General features: G+C 59.1%; 16 protein-coding genes. 12 read left to right on the top strand and 4 right to left on the bottom strand.

All coding sequences use genetic code 11. From position 1 onward, the window contains the following. Positions 1 to 60: 60 nt before the first annotated feature. From betB to yccS, 9 genes are all read left to right on the top strand, one after another. Complete coding sequence (gene betB / locus QN399_RS03705) at positions 61 to 1533, top strand: betaine-aldehyde dehydrogenase (RefSeq protein ID WP_330200569.1); 1473 nt, start codon at positions 61 to 63, stop codon at positions 1531 to 1533. 83 nt (positions 1534 to 1616) lie between these two features. Continuing rightward, entirely contained in the window at positions 1617 to 3320 is a 1704-nt protein-coding gene (gene betA, locus QN399_RS03700) for a choline dehydrogenase (RefSeq protein ID WP_322177500.1), read from the top strand. Positions 3321 to 3523: 203 nt separating this feature from the next. Then, positions 3524 to 4177 (top strand): RraA family protein, encoded by a 654-nt coding sequence (locus tag QN399_RS03695; protein WP_322177499.1) that lies wholly within the window; start codon positions 3524 to 3526, stop codon positions 4175 to 4177. Between the two features lie 113 nt (positions 4178 to 4290). After that, on the top strand, positions 4291 to 5733 hold the full coding sequence (locus QN399_RS03690; RefSeq protein WP_322177498.1) for a TldD/PmbA family protein: 1443 nt from the start codon (positions 4291 to 4293) through the stop codon (positions 5731 to 5733). Between the two features lie 8 nt (positions 5734 to 5741). Further along, entirely contained in the window at positions 5742 to 7067 is a 1326-nt protein-coding gene (locus QN399_RS03685; RefSeq protein WP_330200625.1) for a metallopeptidase TldD-related protein, read from the top strand. Between the two features lie 7 nt (positions 7068 to 7074). Further along, positions 7075 to 8505 carry a multidrug transporter subunit MdtD gene (mdtD, locus tag QN399_RS03680; RefSeq protein WP_330200568.1) on the top strand — a complete coding sequence of 477 codons (1431 nt, stop codon included), beginning with the start codon at positions 7075 to 7077 and terminating at the stop codon, positions 8503 to 8505. A gap of 54 nt (positions 8506 to 8559) precedes the next feature. Beyond that, complete coding sequence (gene dbpA, locus QN399_RS03675) at positions 8560 to 9939, top strand: ATP-dependent RNA helicase DbpA (RefSeq protein WP_219064461.1); 1380 nt, start codon at positions 8560 to 8562, stop codon at positions 9937 to 9939. A 129-nt stretch (positions 9940 to 10068) separates the two neighbouring features. After that, positions 10069 to 11247, top strand: a complete 1179-nt coding sequence (locus QN399_RS03670) for an NAD(P)/FAD-dependent oxidoreductase (RefSeq protein WP_322177496.1) — start codon at positions 10069 to 10071, stop codon at positions 11245 to 11247. Positions 11248 to 11392: 145 nt separating this feature from the next. After that, positions 11393 to 13576, top strand: coding sequence for a YccS family putative transporter (gene yccS / locus QN399_RS03665; RefSeq protein ID WP_322177495.1), 2184 nt, complete (start codon positions 11393 to 11395; stop codon positions 13574 to 13576). 19 nt (positions 13577 to 13595) lie between these two features. Here the strand turns inward: yccS and QN399_RS03660 are convergent, their stop codons facing one another. Then, complete coding sequence (locus QN399_RS03660; RefSeq protein WP_322277922.1) at positions 13596 to 14333, bottom strand: transporter substrate-binding domain-containing protein; 738 nt, start codon at positions 14331 to 14333, stop codon at positions 13596 to 13598. 431 nt (positions 14334 to 14764) lie between these two features. On the opposite strand from QN399_RS03660, the gene QN399_RS03655 reads away from it, so the two are divergent. Both QN399_RS03655 and QN399_RS03650 read left to right on the top strand, forming a co-directional pair. After that, positions 14765 to 15223 carry a GNAT family N-acetyltransferase gene (locus QN399_RS03655; RefSeq protein WP_322177493.1) on the top strand — a complete coding sequence of 153 codons (459 nt, stop codon included), beginning with the start codon at positions 14765 to 14767 and terminating at the stop codon, positions 15221 to 15223. Between the two features lie 170 nt (positions 15224 to 15393). Beyond that, on the top strand, positions 15394 to 15597 hold the full coding sequence (locus QN399_RS03650; protein ID WP_330200567.1) for a hypothetical protein: 204 nt from the start codon (positions 15394 to 15396) through the stop codon (positions 15595 to 15597). 135 nt (positions 15598 to 15732) lie between these two features. On the opposite strand, the gene QN399_RS03645 is transcribed toward QN399_RS03650, so the two are convergent. After that, positions 15733 to 16029: a winged helix-turn-helix domain-containing protein gene (locus QN399_RS03645; RefSeq protein WP_322278489.1), complete on the bottom strand. Its 297-nt coding sequence runs from the start codon at positions 16027 to 16029 to the stop codon at positions 15733 to 15735. Between the two features lie 20 nt (positions 16030 to 16049). Further along, entirely contained in the window at positions 16050 to 16571 is a 522-nt protein-coding gene (locus tag QN399_RS03640) for a M48 family metallopeptidase (RefSeq protein WP_322177490.1), read from the bottom strand. A 307-nt stretch (positions 16572 to 16878) separates the two neighbouring features. On the opposite strand from QN399_RS03640, the gene QN399_RS03635 reads away from it, so the two are divergent. After that, a complete protein-coding gene (locus tag QN399_RS03635) occupies positions 16879 to 17544 on the top strand; it encodes a polysaccharide lyase family 7 protein (RefSeq protein ID WP_322177489.1) in 666 nt (221 codons plus the stop codon). 116 nt (positions 17545 to 17660) lie between these two features. On the opposite strand, the gene putP is transcribed toward QN399_RS03635, so the two are convergent. Further along, entirely contained in the window at positions 17661 to 19151 is a 1491-nt protein-coding gene (putP, locus tag QN399_RS03630) for a sodium/proline symporter PutP (protein WP_322177488.1), read from the bottom strand. Between the last annotated feature and the right edge of the window lie 155 nt (positions 19152 to 19306).

Here is a 19306-nt window from a genome sequence, read left to right as displayed (position 1 = left end):
CAACCAGATGGCACCAGATCAGTGGTGAGCGCCAAACCACACCGCACTTGCGAGGACACTATGGCCCGTTTCGAACTGCAAAAACTCTACATCGACGGCGGTTACGTCGACGCCAGTGGCGATGCCACTTTCGAATCCATCAACCCGGCTAACGGCGAAGTCCTTGCCACCGTACAGCGCGCGACCAAAGAAGACGTCGAACGCGCCGTGGCAAGTGCCGAAAAAGGTCAGAAAATCTGGGCCGCGATGACGGCCATGCAGCGCTCGCGCATTTTGCGTCGGGCGGTGGATATTTTGCGTGAGCGCAATGATCAACTGGCCGACCTGGAAACCCTGGACACCGGGAAATCGATTTCCGAAACCCGTTACGTCGACATCGTCACCGGCGCCGACGTCCTGGAATATTACGCAGGCCTGGTCCCGGCCATCGAAGGCGAGCAAATCCCGCTGCGCACCTCTTCGTTTGTCTACACCCGCCGCGAGCCGCTGGGTGTAGTCGCCGGTATCGGCGCCTGGAACTACCCAATCCAGATCGCTCTGTGGAAGTCCGCCCCAGCCTTGGCGGCCGGCAACGCGATGATCTTCAAACCCAGCGAAGTCACGTCACTGACCACCCTGAAGCTGGCCGAAATCTATACCGAAGCCGGTGTTCCGGATGGCGTATTCAACGTGCTGACCGGCAGTGGCCGTGAAGTGGGCACCTGGCTGACCGAACACCCGCGCATCGAAAAGATTTCGTTCACGGGGGGTACTGACACGGGCAAGAAAGTCATGGCCAGTGCGTCGAGTTCGTCGCTCAAAGACGTGACCATGGAACTGGGCGGCAAGTCGCCGCTGATCATTTTCGACGATGCCGACCTGGACCGTGCGGCCGACATCGCGATGATGGCCAACTTCTACAGTTCCGGTCAGGTGTGCACCAACGGTACTCGGGTGTTCGTACCGAGCGCATTGAAAACCGCCTTCGAAGCCAAGATCCTCGAGCGCGTCAAGCGCATCCGGGTCGGCAGCCCGCAGGATGAAAACACCAACTTCGGCCCGCTGGTGAGCTTCGCCCACATGGAAAGCGTGCTGGGCTACATCGCCAAAGGCAAAGCAGAAGGCGCTCGTCTGCTGTGCGGCGGCGAACGGTTGACTGAAGGTGAATTGGCTAAAGGCGCATTCGTTTCAGCCACCGTATTCACTGATTGCAACGACGAGATGACCATCGTCCGCGAAGAAATCTTTGGCCCGGTCATGAGCATCCTCAGCTACGACACCGAGGAAGAAGTAATCCGCCGCGCCAACGATACTGAATTCGGTCTGGCCGCCGGGGTCGTCACCAAAGACCTGAACCGCGCCCACCGCGTCATTCACCAGCTCGAAGCCGGTATCTGCTGGATCAATGCCTGGGGCGAGTCAGCCGCAGAAATGCCGGTCGGTGGCTACAAGCAGTCGGGCGTAGGTCGTGAAAACGGCATCAGCTCGCTGGCGCAGTACACCCGCATCAAGTCCGTACAAGTTGAACTGGGCGATTACGCGTCGGTGTTCTGACATCCCACTGGCCGCCTTCGCGAATGCATTCGCGAAGGCGGCACATCTGACACACCCCCGCCCATTAACAGAGGGTGCATTTAATGTCCCAAGCATTCGATTACATCATCATCGGGGCCGGCTCTGCCGGTAACACCCTGGCGGCCCGTCTGACTGAAGACCCCGGCGTCACCGTGCTGCTGCTCGAAGCGGGCGGCCCGGACTATCGCTTCGACTTCCGTACCCAAATGCCTGCTGCCCTGGCCTTCCCGCTTCAGGGCCGTCGCTACAACTGGGCGTACGAAACCGATCCAGAACCGCACATGGACAACCGCCGCATGGAATGTGGTCGTGGCAAGGGCCTGGGTGGCTCTTCGCTGATCAATGGCATGTGCTACATCCGTGGTAACGCCATGGACTACGACGGCTGGTCGAAAACCCCAGGCCTGGAAGACTGGAGTTACCTCGACTGCCTGCCGTATTTCCGCAAGGCGGAAACCCGTGATATCGGCCCGAACGACTACCACGGTGGCGACGGCCCGGTCAGCGTGGCCACACCTAAAGCCGGTAACAACCCCCTGTTCCACGCCATGGTCGAAGCCGGTGTGCAAGCTGGTTACCCGCGTACCGACGACCTGAACGGTTATCAGCAGGAAGGTTTCGGCCCGATGGACCGTACCGTGACGCCCAATGGCCGTCGCGCCAGCACCGCTCGCGGTTACCTCGATCAAGCCAAAAATCGCTCGACCCTGACCATCGTCACCCACGCCCTGACCGACCGGATTCTGTTCGATGGCAAGCGCGCAGTCGGCGTGTCTTACATGGTCGGCGACAGCGATACCCGTATCGAAGCCAAAGCGCGCAAAGAAGTGTTGCTGTGCAGCGGCGCCATCGGTTCGCCGCAGATTCTGCAGCGCTCCGGCGTCGGCCCGGCCGCACTGCTCGAGAGCCTGGACATCCCTGTGGTTCACGACCTGCCAGGCGTGGGCCAGAACCTCCAGGACCACCTGGAAATGTACCTGCAGTACGCCTGCACCCAGCCGGTTTCGCTGTACCCCTCGCTGTTGTGGTGGAACCAGCCGGCCATTGGCGCAGAGTGGATGTTCCTGGGTACCGGCATCGGCGCCAGCAACCAGTTCGAAGCCGGCGGTTTCATTCGCTCGCGTGAAGAATTCGAGTGGCCGAACATTCAGTACCATTTCCTGCCGGTCGCGATTAACTACAACGGCAGCAACGGCGTGAAAGAACATGGCTTCCAGGCGCACGTCGGTTCCATGCGTTCGCCGAGCCGTGGTCGCGTGCAGTTGAAATCCAAAAACCCGCGCGAATACCCGAGCATCCTTTTCAACTACATGGCCACCGAGCAGGACTGGCAGGAATTCCGCGACGGCATCCGCCTGACCCGGGAAATCATGCAGCAGCCAGCGCTGGACCCGTACCGTGGCCGTGAAATCAGCCCGGGCATCGACGTGCAGACGGATGAGCAACTCGATCAGTTCGTGCGTGAACATGCCGAAACCGCGTTCCACCCCTCCTGCTCGTGCAAGATGGGCACCGACGAATTGGCCGTGGTCGATGGTGAAGGTCGCGTGCATGGGGTGCAGGGTTTGCGTGTGGTCGACGCGTCGATCATGCCGCTGATCACCACCGGCAACCTCAACGCACCCACGATCATGATCGCCGAAAAAATCGCCGATAAAATCCGTGGCCGGTCTCCCCTGCCCCGCAGCACGGCTGTCTACTATGTGGCCGGCGACAAGCCTGCACGCGGCAAACCGCTGCGTGAAGTCAGCCGTACGGCACAGTAAGCCTGACTGACGCGGTGTGTCCCGCACACCGCGTCAAACCCTTCCTGCACCTGACCGCACTTGATCCCGACCTGTGCGCAGGCCTAATCTATTGCCACGCAAACGATCAACCCCCTGCTTCAATCGACGCGCCAGCCCTGACTGGCCACGAGGCTTTTTCTATGTTTGATGTAGTGTCTTCGAGCTTATGGCCCACGGGCTATATGATCAACCCAAACGCTGAACCCCTCGACCCGAAATGGCTGCAAGCCTTCAGCAAGATTCCCGCCGCAGCGGTCAGCGACTGCCTGGGCCGCAATGTCGGCGGTCTGGGGCTCAAAGCGTTCCACGGTAATACTCCCATGCTCGGCAGCGCCCTGACCGTGCGCGTTCGTCCTGGCGATAACCTGATGATCCTCAAAGCCATGCAAATGGCCCGTCCCGGCGATGTGCTGGTCATCGACGGCAGCGCCGACCTGACCCGCGCGGTGTTCGGCGGCATCATGCGCGCCATGGCACTCAAGGCCGGCATCGTCGGCGTGGTCATCAACGGCGCCCTGCGTGACCTCGATGAGTGGCAGACCGGCGAGCTTCCGGCTTATGCCATCGGTGGCGTACACCGTGGCCCGAGTACCGACGGTGGCGGCGAAATCAACGTACCGATTTCCTGCGCGGGCATGCTGGTAATGCCCGGCGACTTGATGATCGGCGACGGTGATGGAGTAGTCGCCGCAGCCCGCAGTGAACTGGCCGAACTGCTGGTGCGCTGCCACGACCTGCTGGCGCGCGAAAAAGCCACGCTGGAAGCGATCCAGGCCGGCACGCTGGACCCGGCACGCTTCGACGCAATTCTGCGCAGCAAGGGTTGCCCGGTTTAAAACTGTTCAGGCTGAACCTATAACCCTGTCAGCTATTTTGCGACCGCTATGCGGTCGATCGCGGGTAAGCGCGCTCATACATCGGCGATGCCCGCAAAAAGGAGCCTCCCTGCATGTTCGATTTCTCCGCTCAGCTCAAGCAGCGGTTTGCCGCCTTGCAGAGTCGCGCCGAATTTTTCTCGCTGCGTTACGTCCGGCAAACCAGCCAACACCTGTCGGTACGCAAAAACGTCGCCGAGCCCCCGCACCTGAGCCGTGACGAAGGTGCGATGTTGACGGTGCGGATCAACGGCGTCGAAGCCTACGCCGCGACTAACGATGTCTCGCAACGGGGGCTACAGACCGCGCTGGAAAAAGCCGAGCAACATGCTCTGGCTCTCGCACCCCACGCCCTTCTGGATCTTCGCGATCAGCCGGTGTCCATCAGCCGCGCCGATTATCTTTCGCCCAACCTCAGCGACGCCTTCCCATCGCTGAGTGAGTGTTACCAATTGCTCGGCGCCGAGTCTGCCGCCGTGCCCGCCGACAAACGTCTGGTGAGCTGGCAGGTCAGCCTTGGCCTGGAGAACGTCGAGCAAATTTACCTGAACAGCGCCGGTGCCGAGATTCGTCAGGCCCAGCGTTACGTCTACCCGGGAATGAGCGTCACCGCTTACGACGGCCAGGACAGCCAGACCCGCAGCCTCGGCCGCGACAACTTTGGCCAGCAAGGCGGCGCCGAAGTCATCGCCAACTGCGGGCTGATTGGCGCGGCGGCGCAGGTTGCCGATCAGGCCTTGCAACTGATCATGGCCCCCAACACCCCGTCGGGACCGCGTGATCTGCTGCTGACGCCGGACCAGATGATCCTGCAAATCCATGAATCAATCGGCCATCCGCTGGAACTGGACCGCATTCTCGGCGACGAGCGTAATTACGCGGGCACCAGCTTCGTCAAAGCCAGTGACTTCGGCAGCCTGCAATACGGCTCGGAACTGCTCAACGTGACCTTTAACCCGGACATACCCGAACAGCTCGCCAGCTACGCGTATGACGACGACGGCACGCCAGCGAACAAAGAGTTCCTGATCCGCGAAGGCTTGCTGATTCGGCCCTTGGGCGGCGCGTTGTCGCAATACCGCTCCGGCATGGAAGGGGTCGCCAACAGCCGCGCGTGCAGCTGGAACCGCCCGCCGATCGACCGCATGGCCAATCTGAATATCGAGCCCGGAGACCAACCACTGGAACAGCTGATCGGCGGCATCGAGCACGGCATCCTGATGTCGACCAACCGCTCGTGGTCGATTGATGACGCACGCAATAAATTCCAGTTCGGGTGCGAATGGGGTCAATTGATCGAAAACGGCGAACTCAAAGGCGTGGTAAAAAACCCGAACTACCGAGCCATTTCCGCGTACTTCTGGCGCAACCTCAGCGCTGTTGGCGATGCCAGTACCTTTGAAGTCCTGGGCACACCCAACTGTGGCAAAGGCGAACCTAATCAGGTGGTCCGCGTAGGCCATGCCTCACCCGCCTGTGTCTTCTCCCAGGTCGATGTTTTCGGAGGGGATGCGTGATGGCGCAGATGACTCAGCAACAGCAGTTCGAAGCGCTGGTCGAGTGGCTGCGCAGCGCGATCACCGGAACGGAAGCTTTCACCCTCGGCTACAACGCCGAAGCCTCGGAATTCATTCGTTTCAACCATGCCAAAGTACGTCAGGCCGGGCATGTGCAGCAGGCCAGTCTGAACGTCAAATTGATCAATGACGGCCGACATGCAGACCTGCACCTGACCTTGGCGGGCGATGCTCAGGTCGATCAGGCACGCTTGGCCGAGGCGCTGCAACAATTGCGCGAAACGTTGGTATTGCTACCGCAGGATCCCTATCTGCTGCCCAACACCGACGCCTGGCAGATCAGCAACAGCCAGAACCCGCCGCTGCCAGACACCGCCCGCGTGCTTGAACATATCAGTGATCTGGCTGAAGGCCTGGACCTGGTGGGCTTTTACGCCGCTGGCCCGCTGTACCGGGGTTTCGCCAGTTCATGGGGTGCTCTGGGCTGGCATCAGGCCAACAGTTTCAACTTCGACTGGAGCCTGTTCCACGCCAACGGTCAGGCAGTCAAAGCCAACTACGCGGGCCACGACTGGGACGATGCGACGTTCGCCCGGCGCTTCCAGCAAACGTGTGAGCAACTTGAGTTTCTCGATCAACCCCTGCACACCCTGGCGCCCGGCCAATACCGCGCCTATCTGGCCCCCGCCGCGCTCGATGAAATCATCGGCATGTTGTGCTGGGGTGGTTTTTCCGCAGAAGCGCTGGCCAGCAAGACCAGCCCGCTGCAACGGCTGTACAACGGCGACGCCCAGCTCAACCCGCGAGTGAGTCTGGACGAACAGGTGACAGGCTCACTGTCACCGGCGTTCTCCGGAGAAGGGTATCCGCGCCGGGATCTGCCGCTGATCAATGCGGGCCTCGCCCAAGAACAACTGGTCGGTTCGCGCAGCGCGGCAGAGTATGGCCTGGCCGCCAACGGTGCTGGCGGAGGCGAATCGCCAAGTGCACTGAGCATGGCGGCAGGTACGCTGGAGCTGGAGCAGGTACTCGAACAGCTCGGCACCGGGCTCTATATCAGCAACCTTTGGTACCTCAACTTCTCCGACCAGGCAGCCGCACGCCTGACCGGAATGACCCGCTTCGCCACGTTCTGGGTCGAGAATGGCAAGATTCAGGCGCCCGTCAGCACCATGCGTTTCGACGACAGCGCCTACAGCCTGCTGGGTACCGCCCTCGAAGCGTTGACCCGAGAGCGGGAACTGATTCTGTCCGCCAGCACCTACAATCAACGCCAGACAGCTTCAAGCCTGCTGCCGGGCGCCTTGATCAGCCGATTGACCCTCACGCTCTAAGGATCGTATGCCGAACAGCACACCGTTTCTGGATGCTCGAACCCTGCGCTGGCTGCCATGGGTCGTCGCGATTGCGTTTTTCATGCAAAGCCTCGACGGCACGATCCTCAACACCGCGTTGCCGGCCATGGCCCGTTCCCTGGCCGAAGACCCGTTGCGCATGCAGTCGGTAGTGATCGCGTACATGCTGACCGTGGCCTTGCTGATTCCAGCGTCGGGCTGGATCGCGGACCGGTTCGGCATCAAGCGGATTTTCTTTGGCGCGATCCTGTTGTTCAGCCTGGGCTCACTGCTGTGTGCGCTGTCCAGCTCACTGAGCATGCTGGTGGCCGCACGCGTGGTTCAGGGCCTGGGCGGTGCGTTGATGGTGCCCATCGGCCGCTTGATTGTGTTGCGCGCCTACCCCCGCTCAGAGCTGGTGCGGATCATGAGTTTCATCACGGTGCCCGGCCTGCTCGGCCCGTTGCTGGGACCTACCCTGGGTGGCTGGATCGTTGAGTACCTGAGCTGGCACTGGATTTTCCTGATCAACCTGCCCGTGGGACTGCTCGGCTGTTACGCGGTCAAAACCCTCGTGCCGGACCTGCAAGGCGGTGGCCGAACACGCTTCGATGGCGTCGGCTTTGCGCTGTTCGGTGCGTCGATGGTGCTGATCACCATCGCTCTGGAAGGCTTGGGCGAACTTCACCTGCCGCACATGCGCGTGGTGCTGCTGTTGTTTGGCGGCATGGCCTGTCTGGCGGCTTACTGGCTGCGGGCCGGGAATATCGATTACCCCTTGTTCGCACCAGCGCTGTTCCGAACCCGGTCTTTCGCTGTAGGGATTTTTGGCAACCTTTTCTCCCGGCTGGGCAGCGGCGCCCTGCCCTTCCTGGTACCGCTACTGTTACAAGTGGCCCTCGGTTATTCACCCTCCAAGGCCGGGATGAGCATGATCCCGCTGGCCATCGCCGCCATGCTCACCAAGCCGGTGGCACGCCCGCTGATTGAACGCCTCGGTTACCGTGTGGTGCTGACCGGCAACACGTTTCTGCTGGGTGCACTGCTGGCGAGTCTGGCGCTGGTCGACGCACAGACTCAGTATTGGGTGTTGCTGGTCCATCTCGGCTTGATGGGCGCGGTGAGTTCACTGCAGTTCACCGCGATGAACGCCGTGACCCTGATCGACCTCGACGACGCCAGCGCCGCCAGCGGTAACAGCCTGCTGTCCGTTGTGGCGCAGTTGTCCTTGAGCCTTGGGGTGGCCTGCGCCGCCGCGTTGCTGGGCGGCTTTACCGACGACGTGACCAGCGGCGAAGTGAGCAGCCTGTTGGGCGCGTTCCAAATGACCTTCCTCAGTGTTGGCGTGCTGTCGATGCTGGCCGCCGGGATTTTCTTGCAGTTGCCGCCCAAGGGGAGTCAGGGTGTTCCTCGTCCGGAACCAGAGATCGAGCATTAATGCTGGCCCGCGACCTGATACACTGCGCGACATTTTGTTTTGCAGGCCCGTCCCGTGACTAGCACCGCTTTTAACTCACTGCCTCTTTCCGCACCCATGTTGGCTAACCTGGAGTCCCTTGGTTATGCCGAGATGACGCCGATTCAGGCACAGAGCCTGCCGGTGATTCTCAAGGGCATGGACCTGATTGCCCAGGCCAAGACCGGCAGTGGCAAGACCGCTGCGTTCGGCATCGGCCTGCTCAACCCGATCAACCCGCGCTTCTTCGGTTGCCAGGCGTTGGTGCTGTGCCCAACCCGTGAGCTGGCCGACCAGGTGGCCAAGGAAATCCGCCGTCTGGCGCGCTCCGAAGACAACATCAAGGTCCTGACCCTGTGCGGCGGCGTGCCGTTCGGCCCACAGATCGGCTCGTTGGAACACGGCGCGCACATCATCGTCGGCACCCCAGGACGCATTCAGCAGCACCTACGCAAGGGCTCACTGGTCCTCGACGGCCTGAACACGCTGATCCTCGACGAAGCCGACCGTATGCTCGACATGGGTTTCTACGACTCGATCGAGAACATCATCGAGCAGACCCCGGCCAAGCGTCAGACCCTGCTGTTTTCGGCGACCTACCCGACCGGTATCAAGCAGCTGTCCTCGAAGTTCATGCGCACGCCGCAAACGGTCAAGGTCGAAGCCTTGCACGCGGACAGCCAGATCGAGCAGCACTTCTACGAAATCACCCCGGAGCAACGTCTTGAAGCCGTGGTGAAGGTACTCGGGCATTTCCGCCCTCAGTCCTGCGTCGCGTTCTGCTTCACCAAGCAGCAATGCCAGGAAGTGGTCGATCACCTGACCGCCAAAGGCATTTCCGCCGTCGGCCTGCACGGCGACCTGGAACAGCGTGATCGGGATCAAGTCCTGGCGATGTTCGCCAACCGCAGCACCTCGGTGCTGGTTGCGACCGATGTCGCGGCGCGTGGTCTGGATATCGACGCACTGGACATGGTGCTCAACGTCGAACTGGCACGGGACTCGGAAATGCACATTCACCGGGTTGGTCGTACCGGTCGCGCCGGCGAGAAAGGTCTGGCGATCAGCCTGGTTGCACCGTCCGAAGCACACCGTGCCCGAGCCATCGAAGACGTGCAGAGATCTCCGCTGAAGTGGGAACAACTGGACGAACTGAAAAGCAAAGGCGGCGCACCGCTGCAACCGACCATGACCACGCTGATGATCGGCGCGGGCCGTAAGGATAAGGTTCGCCCTGGCGATATTCTTGGCGCTTTGACCGGCGATGCCGGCATTCCCGGCACCCAGGTCGGTAAAATCGCCATTTTCGATTTCCAGGCGTATGTGGCCGTCGAAAGCGTCGTGGCCATGCAAGCGCTGGAGCGCTTGAACAACGGCAAAATCAAAGGCCGCTCGTTGCGCGTGCGGATTTTGTAAGAACCGCCGAAAAGCTTCGCGGATAAATCCGCTCCCACAGGGAAACGCATTCACATTGTGGGAGCGGATTTATCCGCGAAGACGTCATATCAAACACCGAAGATTCAACTGCTCTTTGAGGATTCTGCTTTGCCCGTTACTGACGTTGTGATCATCGGCGCTGGCGCCGCAGGCTTGATGTGCGCGCTGACCGCCGCCAATCGTGGGCGCAAGGTGATGCTGATCGATCACGCGAACAAGGCTGGCAAGAAAATCCTCATGTCTGGCGGTGGGCGCTGCAATTTCACCAACCTCTACACCGAGCCTGACAACTTCCTCTCGCAAAACCCGCACTTCTGCAAATCCGCCCTGGCGCGTTATACCCAATGGGATTTCATCGCCCTGGTGGCCAAGCATGGCGTGGCGTACCACGAGAAAAAACTCGGTCAGTTATTTTGTGATAACAAATCCAGCGACATCCTCGACATGCTGCTCAACGAATGCGAACAGGCTGGCGTCAGCCTGCATCTGGACACGTCGGTGCAGAACATCGAAAAAACCGACACCGGTTACAGCCTGAACACCACGGCGGGCGTGTTGAATTGCCAGTCGCTGGTCGTCGCCACTGGCGGCCTGTCGATCCCGACGCTGGGGGCTACCGGCTTCGGTTATCAAGTGGGCAAGCAGTTCGGCCATACCTTGCTGCCGACCCGTGCAGGGCTGGTGCCGTTCACCATCACCGACCAACTCAAAACGCTGTGCACCGAGTTGTCCGGTACATCGGTGGATTGCCTGGTCAGCTGCAACGACACAAGCTTTCGCGAAAACATCCTGTTCACCCATCGCGGCCTCAGCGGGCCGGCGATTTTGCAGATATCTTCGTTCTGGCAATCAGGCGAAACGGTCGTCATCAACCTGATGCCGGACCACGATGTGCCAAGCTGGCTACTGCAACAACAAGCCGAACGGCCCAACAGCGAACTGAAAACCCTGCTGGGCGAAATCTTCACCAAGAAAATGGCCAACCTGCTCGCCGAGCACTGGTTCGTTTCCAAACCGATGAAGCAGTACACCCCGAGCGAACTCAGCGATATCGCCGAAAAACTCGCGTGCTGGCAGGTGGTGCCCGCAGGTACCGAAGGCTATCGCACGGCGGAAGTGACCCTCGGCGGAATAGACACCCGCGAAGTGTCTTCCAAGACCATGGAGTCGCTGAAATCGCCAGGGCTGTATTTCATTGGCGAAGTGCTGGACGTCAGTGGGCATCTGGGCGGTTTCAATTTCCAGTGGGCCTGGGCCTCGGCCTATGCGGCCGCGCAATACGTCTGACCGGGTGTCGCGGTGAGCGGCAAAGATCGACCAGGAAATAAATTTTGCTAAAGCTCATGTACAGCCCTCGATTGGCGCTGTACATACTTAGCTGAATTTAGCTGAATGCTTAAAGAAACCAGCGAACAAGGCCGTTAGCTCACTTATGTCATCGACTTCCTTTCGTCATACGCTCCGTCGTTTGTGGGCGCTGGACAAGTTCAGCTACAGCATGCGGGTGTTTATTGCGCTAACCGGCAGCATGGCGCTGTGCTGGTATCAAAATGAAATGGGCCTGCTGACCCCGGTTTTTCTGGGAATTATCGCCAGCGCCCTGGCCGAAACCGATGACAGCTGGCAGGGCCGCCTGAATGCGCTGGCAGTGACGCTCGTGTGTTTCAGCGTCGCGTCACTTGCCGTCGAGCTGCTATTCCCCTACCCCCTGATTTTTGTCTTTGCGCTGGCGCTGGCCGCCTTTGGCCTGACCATGCTCGGCGCCTTGGGCGAACGGTATGGCACCATCGCTTCGGCCACGCTGATTCTGTCTGTGTACACCATGATCGGCGTGGATCAGCGCGGGGGCGAGGTCAACGATTTCTGGCACGAGCCCATGCTGCTGGTCGCTGGCGCCGCCTGGTACGGGCTGCTGTCGGTGCTGTGGCAAATGCTGTTTTCCAATCAGCCTGTGCAGCAAAGCCTGGCCCGACTGTTTCGTGAGCTGGGGCTGTATCTGGAACTCAAGGCGACACTGTTCGAGCCGATCCGGCAACTCGACATCGAAGCGCGCCGACTGAAACTGGCGCAGCAAAACGGTCGCGTCGTCGCGGCCCTGAATGCAGCCAAGGAAATCATTCTGCACCGCGTCGGCGATGGGCGGCCCGGCGCCAAGGTCAGTCGCTATCTGAAGCTGTACTTTCTCGCCCAGGACATTCACGAACGCGCCAGTTCGTCGCATTACCCCTACAACGCGTTGGCCGAAGCGTTCTTCCACAGTGATGTACTGTTCCGTTGTTTGCGCTTGCTGCGCCAACAGGGAGTCGCCTGCCGCTTGCTGTCGGAGTCGATCCAGTTGCGTCAGCCATTCATCTACGATGAGGGCTTTGCCCACGCGCAGGAAGACTTGCACGCTTCGCTGGAGTACCTGCGCACCCAGAACAACCCGGCATGGCGTGGGCTCCTGCGCTCATTGCGCGCTCTGGCCGCGAACCTGGGCACACTCGATCGACTGATCAAGGATGCCAGCAATCCCGACAGCCTGGCCGACGCCACAGACAGCAGCCTGCTCGACCGTTCGCCCCACACATTCAAGGACGTGTGGGATCGCTTGCGCCTGCAAATGACCCCCACCTCGCTGCTGTTCCGCCACGCCTTGCGTCTGCCATTGGCGTTGAGCATCGGTTACGGCATGGTGCACTTGGTGCACCCGACCCAGGGTTACTGGATCATTCTGACCACGCTGTTCGTCTGCCAACCCAACTACGGCGCAACCCGGCGCAAACTGGTTCAACGGATCAGTGGTACGGCGATAGGCCTGACTGCAGGATGGGCGTTGTTTGATCTATTCCCCAGCCCGCTGATTCAAGCAATGTTCGCCGTGGTCGCTGGTGTGGTGTTCTTCGTCAACCGAACCACCCGCTACACCCTGTCGACGGCGGCAATCACCTTGATGGTGTTGTTCTGCTTCAACCAGGTAGGCGACAGTTACGGACTGTTCCTTCCGCGGTTGTTCGACACCTTGCTTGGAAGCTTGATTGCCGGGCTGACCGTGTTCCTGTTCCTTCCGGACTGGCAGGGGCGGCGCTTGAATAAAGTGCTGGCGAACACCCTGACCTGCAACAGCATTTACCTGCGCCAGATCATGCAGCAATACGCCAAAGGCAAAAGTGATGACCTGACGTACCGCCTGGCCCGGCGCAACGCGCACAACGCCGATGCGGCACTGTCCACCACCTTGGCTAATATGCTGATGGAGCCGGGGCACTTCCGCAAAGAAGCCGACGTGGGCTTTCGCTTTCTGGTGTTGTCACACACGTTGCTCAGCTACCTGTCGGGCTTGGGCGCGCACCGCGAAACCCAGTTGCCGGCCGAAGTACGCGAACATTTGATTGAGGGTGCTGCGGCAAGCCTGGCAGCGAGCATTGATGAAATCGCCCAAAGCCTGGCCAATAAAAAACCGGTAGCGATCCAGAGCGATGCCGAAGAAGCGCTGGCCAGCGATCTGGAGCACATGCCCGATGACATGGACGAAAGCCAGCGATTGGTGCAAACCCAACTCGCATTGATCGGCCGGCAATTGGGACCGCTGCGAACATTGGCTGCGCATTTGATCAAAGAGCCCACAGAAGCCTGAAACCTGTTCACACAGCCTGTTACAGGCCGTGCTGGCGAAACATCCGGGCGTAACTGCCATCGGCTTTCATCGCTGCAATGCCTCGGTCAAAGTTGGCGACAATCTGCGCATGATTGGGGTTCTTCAGACTGACCAGAATATGCAGACCGTTCTCGCTCAGTGGTTTAGGCAAAAATTCAACACTCTCGCGGACACGAGGCGCTTCACTGCTGAGGTTGTAGCGAGCGACATATTCGTCCTCCACCGCCAGCGCCACCCGTCCTGCTGCCAGCATGCGCACCGCCACGGAGAAACTGTGCACCGGAACTTTTTGTAGTTCGGGATCACCGTCGAAAGCGGATGAATAGGCATAGCCGCGTACCACGGCAATCGGGTAAGCGTGCAGCGCCTTCAGACGGTCGAACTCGATGGACGAGTCCTTGCGTTTGAGGAAGCGCACCCGGTTGATCAGGTACTCGTTAGAAAACTCACCGATCAACGTTCGCTCATGATTGAACCAGGCACTGACCAGCACGTCATAACGCCCGTCGCCAATACCTTGCAGCGCCCTTGCCCACGGCACTTGTTCGAACTCGCTGGCGTATCCCGCCCGCGCCAGGGCCGTACTGACAAGATCAGTGGCGAGGCCGCCATTGACCAGATTGATGTCGGTGAACGGAGGCCAGGCATCGGCCACCAAACGTAGCTTCTCCGCTGCGGCGGCTTGCGTCAGCAACAACAAACCCATCAAACCCATGGCTCGAAGCAGTCGCGGCATGCTCAAGTTCCTGAGGCAGGCAGATCGCCCGCCGTATTAAGGGCGCGTTACGCTTGGACTCTCATTAACAGTGGTCCATAAAACCCGGAACCCAGGGGCTCAATGCAGATTACACAAATATGACATGGCAACCAATCCGGATGAGGGCTATTAGCCTCGATTGAATACTCATAGTGGAGCAGGCACAACTCATATGAGTGATTGATGTGAGCGCTGGCTCAAGGAATCGTTCTAATGCGGTGCTTGCCAGCCAAAGACTGACCCCGTAGCCATGCCACTGGACAGGTTGTTTTTTGCGCTGAGCTACTGCTTTATCAAGACCTCCTGGCCTGAATCACCGCACTCAGCATTAAGCCGCTACAGTTTTGTTTGGCCTCTCACACGATGCTGGCTTTAGTATTCGACCAGAATGTCTATTCAGAGTCCGCCATATGTCTATCAATTGGGTCTGCAAACACCATACCGATCTCAGCAAAGAACAGCTGTACGCCATTTTGCAGCTGCGTGCCGAAGTGTTCGTGGTCGAGCAAAAATGCTGTTATCAGGATGTCGACGGTCAGGACCTGGATGGCGACACCTGCCACCTGATGGCATGGGAAAACGATCTTCTGGTGGCTTATCTGCGCCTGCTTGACCCCATCCAGCAAGGCGGCGACGTAGTGATCGGTCGGGTTGTGACAGCCCCCACTGCGCGCAATAAAGGCATGGGCCATGCGCTGATGATTCAGGCGCTGGAGCACGCTGAAAAGCAATGGCCTGACCAACCAATCTACCTCGCGGCCCAAGCGCATCTGCAAGGCTATTACGGACGCTATGGCTTCACCCCGGTGGGCGAGGTGTATCTGGAAGACGACATCCCCCATATCGGCATGCGCCGTGACTTGGAATAAAAACGCATTCCTGGATGAGAAGAGCGAAAGCAGGACGTATTGGAAACATGCCGCAAAACTCATGCGGCTTTAGCGGGGGACGCGACAAATATATACCGCACAGCAGGGGCCGACAGAGGTAAACATCAGGGCGTCCATAAGGACATCTCAACTGCATAAGGAACATGTACATGACTAATGAAGAAGCCCTTCAACAGATCCAGCATTTGATCGGCAGCCGCTACGTGCCTACTGTCAAAGCCTACATCAGTGAACTGACCGGTCGACCTCGCGTGGTCGGTCTGAAGGACGTTGCCACCCGGGAGTTTGATACACAGCGAATTGGCATAACCGGTGATGACGCAGGCATCGTCACAGCCTTCAGTTTCGGCTAAGCAGGTACCCTTGAGCATTCAACTTTTCCCTGGATGCTCATTACTCCATTCGGCTTGCTCGCCGACACGCTCCAACGATGAGAGCTAAGCGCTATAGCGTTGGCTCTCATCGCCAACTCGCAGGCACATCGCGCCTCAGGGGTAGCCCAGCACCGTCTTGATCTGCACCAGATGCTGCGCAATCCAGCCTTTGTCGATCGCCCCCCACTCGCGGATCTGATAACCGCCTGCATGATTGCGTGCGCCGTCCAACTGTTCGAATTCACAGAGAATATCGAGATCGGCCAGGGCGGCAATGGTGTCCTGCGCCGTGCGACGCGGCATGCCGGTGGCCTCCATCAAAGCGGGGACACTGCTGGCGATCCGGCTGTCTATCAAATACGCCACATACAACCGGCGATAAAAACTGCTTTTGGTCTTGCTGACGTCCATCGTCAAATCCTTATCGAGGCTCATTCGGCGGCCTTGCCTTGCAGGTCGCGCCAGGTCAGGTAAATGCGTAGATCGAACTCCAACTGGTGGTAGCCGGGCTGCATGTACTCACAAAGCTGATAAAACGCCTTGTTGTGGTCGGATTCCTTGAAGTGCGCCAACTCGTGCACCACGATCATTTTCAGAAACTCTGGAGCGGCCTCCTTGAACAACGACGCGATGCGGATTTCTTTCTTGGCCTTGAGCTTGCCACCCTGCACACGGGATATCGCCGTATGCAGGCCCAGCGCTCGATGCGTCAGGTCCAGACGATTATCGAACAGCACCTTGTCGATATTCGGCGCATTACGCAGATGCTCTTGCTTCAACGCCAAAGCATAGGCGTACAGCGCTTTATCGCTCTGCACGGCATGCCGCTCCGGGTAGCGTTGCTTCAGGTAAGCGTCCAGCCGATTCTGTGCAATCAACTGACGCACTTGGTCTTGCAAGGCCGGCGGGTAGGCTTGCAGGTATTTCAAGGGAGAGAGGGCTGGCGCGGTCATAAGGAGCAACGAAGATTTGGAAGCACCCAGTGTACCGAATTCAGCTCACTTTGAGCCCCGCCCCATCGAACGGTTGGGCAAACTGCGCGACGGTAACCAACGACGAAACGCAGCTCGATCCGACTAACGGTATATCGCTTCAGGGAGTAACGCACGGGGGTTTGAGCCCCTGCAGAGGCACTTTGACACCACCCATTCACCGGGCCAGCATTAACAAACACGTGCTCAGCCCGTATAAAGGTCGCGCCCAAACCCTTGCGCTAGACGCTTTCCTGCTGGCAATGAGACATATTTGGAAGACTGAACAATGATCGATCTGGCATCCTGGAATTTGAGCATCCCCGTGGGCTCCCCCCCGGCGACTATCGACACGCCCAAATTGGTCGACGGCTACAACGGCAAATATTTCCACGCCGACACGGGAACCCTGTTTTTTTGGGCTCCGGTCACGGGCTCGCGTACCGCCAACGCCAAATACCCGCGCAGCGAACTCCGAGAAACCTACTCCAATGGCACGCTGCACAATTGGTTGTACCCCAGCGGCGATCACTTTTTGCGCGCAACCCTCGCCGTCAATCAGGTGCCATCATCGGGCAGAATCGTCATCGGCCAGATTCATGCCTACGAGAGTACCGAGCCGCTGCTGAAGGTCGAATACCAATACAAGGACGCGACGAAGAGCGGCATTGTCGTCGCCAAAGTGCGCAATCGGTTTGATGACCAGAAGAGTCGCGTGATTATCATCGCCGAGAACGTGCCGCTCAATGAACAATTCAAATACATCATCCACCTGAGCCCGGGGGGTGACTTGGGCGTTAGCGTGCGCGACGCGAACTGGAGCAGCCCGATCAGTGCCACCTGGCGTGACAAGCCTCTGTACTTCAAGGCTGGCGTCTATGCCCAGGACAACTCCGGCTACACCAATGAAGGAGGTATGGCGACGTTCTACAAGCTGGATATCGACCACAACTAAACCTGATCACACCGCTCACTAAAAACGACCCCACACAAAAAACGGCGCGACATCCTGAAGATGCGGGCCGTTTTTTTTGAAACATGAGCCAGCCGTAAGCCAGCCCATCCATTCACTCAGCGAGAAGCGTCGTTGAACTCTTTCTCGGCTGCATCGAAGCGCGTCAACATACCCGCCGTTGGCCCCTTGCCAATCAGGCTGAAAACCACGATGGCAATGCTGGCGAAGATGAAGCCAGGAATGATTTCGTACAGACCCAGCAGGCTGAAGTGCTTCCAGACGATGACGGTGATCGCGCCGACCAGAATACCGGCTAGGGCGCCGTTACGCGTCATGCCCTTCCACAGCACCGAGATCAATACCACAGGACCGAAAGCAGCACCGAAACCTGCCCAGGCATAGCTGACCAGACCCAACACCCTGTTATCCGGATTAGAGGCCAGGGCGATGGCAATCAGCGCGATCAACAGAACCATGCTGCGCCCTACCCATACCAGCTCGGCCTGCGAAGCGCGTTTGCGGAAGAAAGCTTTGTAGAAGTCTTCGGTCAGCGCGCTGGAGCACACCAGCAACTGACAGCTCAGGGTACTCATCACCGCAGCAAGAATCGCCGACAGCAACACACCGGCAATCCATGGGTTGAACAGGATTTTCGCCAGTTCGATGAATACCCGCTCCGGGTTCTCGAGAACCGGGCCGACGAGATCAGGGTGCACCGAGAAGTACGCGATACCGAAGAAGCCCACTGCTACCGTGCCGCCCAGACACAGGATCATCCAGGTCATGGAGATCCGACGCGCTTTGGCAATCGACTTGACCGAATCCGCCGCCATGAACCGCGCAAGGATGTGCGGTTGGCCGAAGTAGCCCAACCCCCAACCCATCAACGAAATGACGCCGATGAAGCTGGTATTTTTCAGCATGTCGAAGTTAGTCGGGTCTTTCGCTTCGATCACCAGGAATGTGGTATCGATGCCTCCGGTGGCCAGCAATACGATAATCGGCGTAAGGATCAACGCGAAGATCATCAGCGTGGCCTGCACGGTATCGGTCCAGCTCACCGCAAGGAAACCGCCGACAAAGGTGTAGGCGATGGTCGCGGCAGCGCCGGCCCACAACGCAGTCTCGTAAGACATGCCGAAAGTGCTTTCAAACAAGCGGGCGCCGGCCACGATGCCCGATGCACAATAGATGGTGAAAAACACCAGGATCACGATGGCCGAGATAATCCGCAGCAACCCGCTCTTGTCTTCGAAACGGCCGGTGAAGTAATCCGGCAGGGTCAATGCGTCGCCATTGTGTTCGGTCTGCACCCGCAGCCGCCCAGCAACGAACAGCCAGTTCAGGTAAGCACCGACGATCAGGCCGATGGCGATCCAGCTTTCCGACAGACCTGACATGTAAATGGCGCCTGGCAGCCCCATCAACAGCCAGCCACTCATGTCCGATGCGCCAGCCGAAAGCGCGGTGACCACACTGCCGAGGCTACGACCACCCAGAATATAATCAGAAAGGTTGTTGGTAGAGCGATAGGCCATGAAGCCGATCAGCACCATTGCTGCGATGTAGATCACAAAGGTGATCAGGGTTGGGTTGCTGACAATCATTGAGCTGAGCCCTGGCATTGTTTTTATTTAGCGGCGGCTATCAGGCACGCCGAAACGAAGAGCTCGCCTCGCATGCATGAACTACTGACCGCGCGTTTGACTGAAATTTCCCCAGGAAAATGTCAGCAGATGAACCTCATGCGTACCGGGTTGCA

It is taken from the genome of Pseudomonas sp. 10C3, assembly GCF_036346185.1.
Lineage (GTDB): Bacteria > Pseudomonadota > Gammaproteobacteria > Pseudomonadales > Pseudomonadaceae > Aquipseudomonas.
This window is presented reverse-complemented; position numbering and strand designations above follow the sequence as displayed.

Excerpts from the sequence above, each read along its gene's own strand:
- betB (WP_330200569.1), top strand. The coding sequence starts at position 61 with ATGGCCCGTTTCGAACTGCAAAAACTCTACATCGACGGCGGTTACGTC.
- betA (WP_322177500.1), top strand. The coding sequence starts at position 1,617 with ATGTCCCAAGCATTCGATTACATCATCATCGGGGCCGGCTCTGCCGGT.
- QN399_RS03695 (WP_322177499.1), top strand. The coding sequence starts at position 3,524 with ATGATCAACCCAAACGCTGAACCCCTCGACCCGAAATGGCTGCAAGCC.
- QN399_RS03690 (WP_322177498.1), top strand. The coding sequence starts at position 4,291 with ATGTTCGATTTCTCCGCTCAGCTCAAGCAGCGGTTTGCCGCCTTGCAG.
- QN399_RS03685 (WP_330200625.1), top strand. The coding sequence starts at position 5,742 with ATGACTCAGCAACAGCAGTTCGAAGCGCTGGTCGAGTGGCTGCGCAGC.
- mdtD (WP_330200568.1), top strand. The coding sequence starts at position 7,075 with ATGCCGAACAGCACACCGTTTCTGGATGCTCGAACCCTGCGCTGGCTG.
- yccS (WP_322177495.1), top strand. The coding sequence starts at position 11,393 with ATGTCATCGACTTCCTTTCGTCATACGCTCCGTCGTTTGTGGGCGCTG.
- QN399_RS03660 (WP_322277922.1), bottom strand. The coding sequence starts at position 14,333 with ATGCCGCGACTGCTTCGAGCCATGGGTTTGATGGGTTTGTTGTTGCTG.
- QN399_RS03655 (WP_322177493.1), top strand. The coding sequence starts at position 14,765 with ATGTCTATCAATTGGGTCTGCAAACACCATACCGATCTCAGCAAAGAA.
- QN399_RS03650 (WP_330200567.1), top strand. The coding sequence starts at position 15,394 with ATGACTAATGAAGAAGCCCTTCAACAGATCCAGCATTTGATCGGCAGC.
- QN399_RS03645 (WP_322278489.1), bottom strand. The coding sequence starts at position 16,029 with ATGGACGTCAGCAAGACCAAAAGCAGTTTTTATCGCCGGTTGTATGTG.
- QN399_RS03640 (WP_322177490.1), bottom strand. The coding sequence starts at position 16,571 with ATGACCGCGCCAGCCCTCTCTCCCTTGAAATACCTGCAAGCCTACCCG.
- QN399_RS03635 (WP_322177489.1), top strand. The coding sequence starts at position 16,879 with ATGATCGATCTGGCATCCTGGAATTTGAGCATCCCCGTGGGCTCCCCC.
- putP (WP_322177488.1), bottom strand. The coding sequence starts at position 19,151 with ATGATTGTCAGCAACCCAACCCTGATCACCTTTGTGATCTACATCGCA.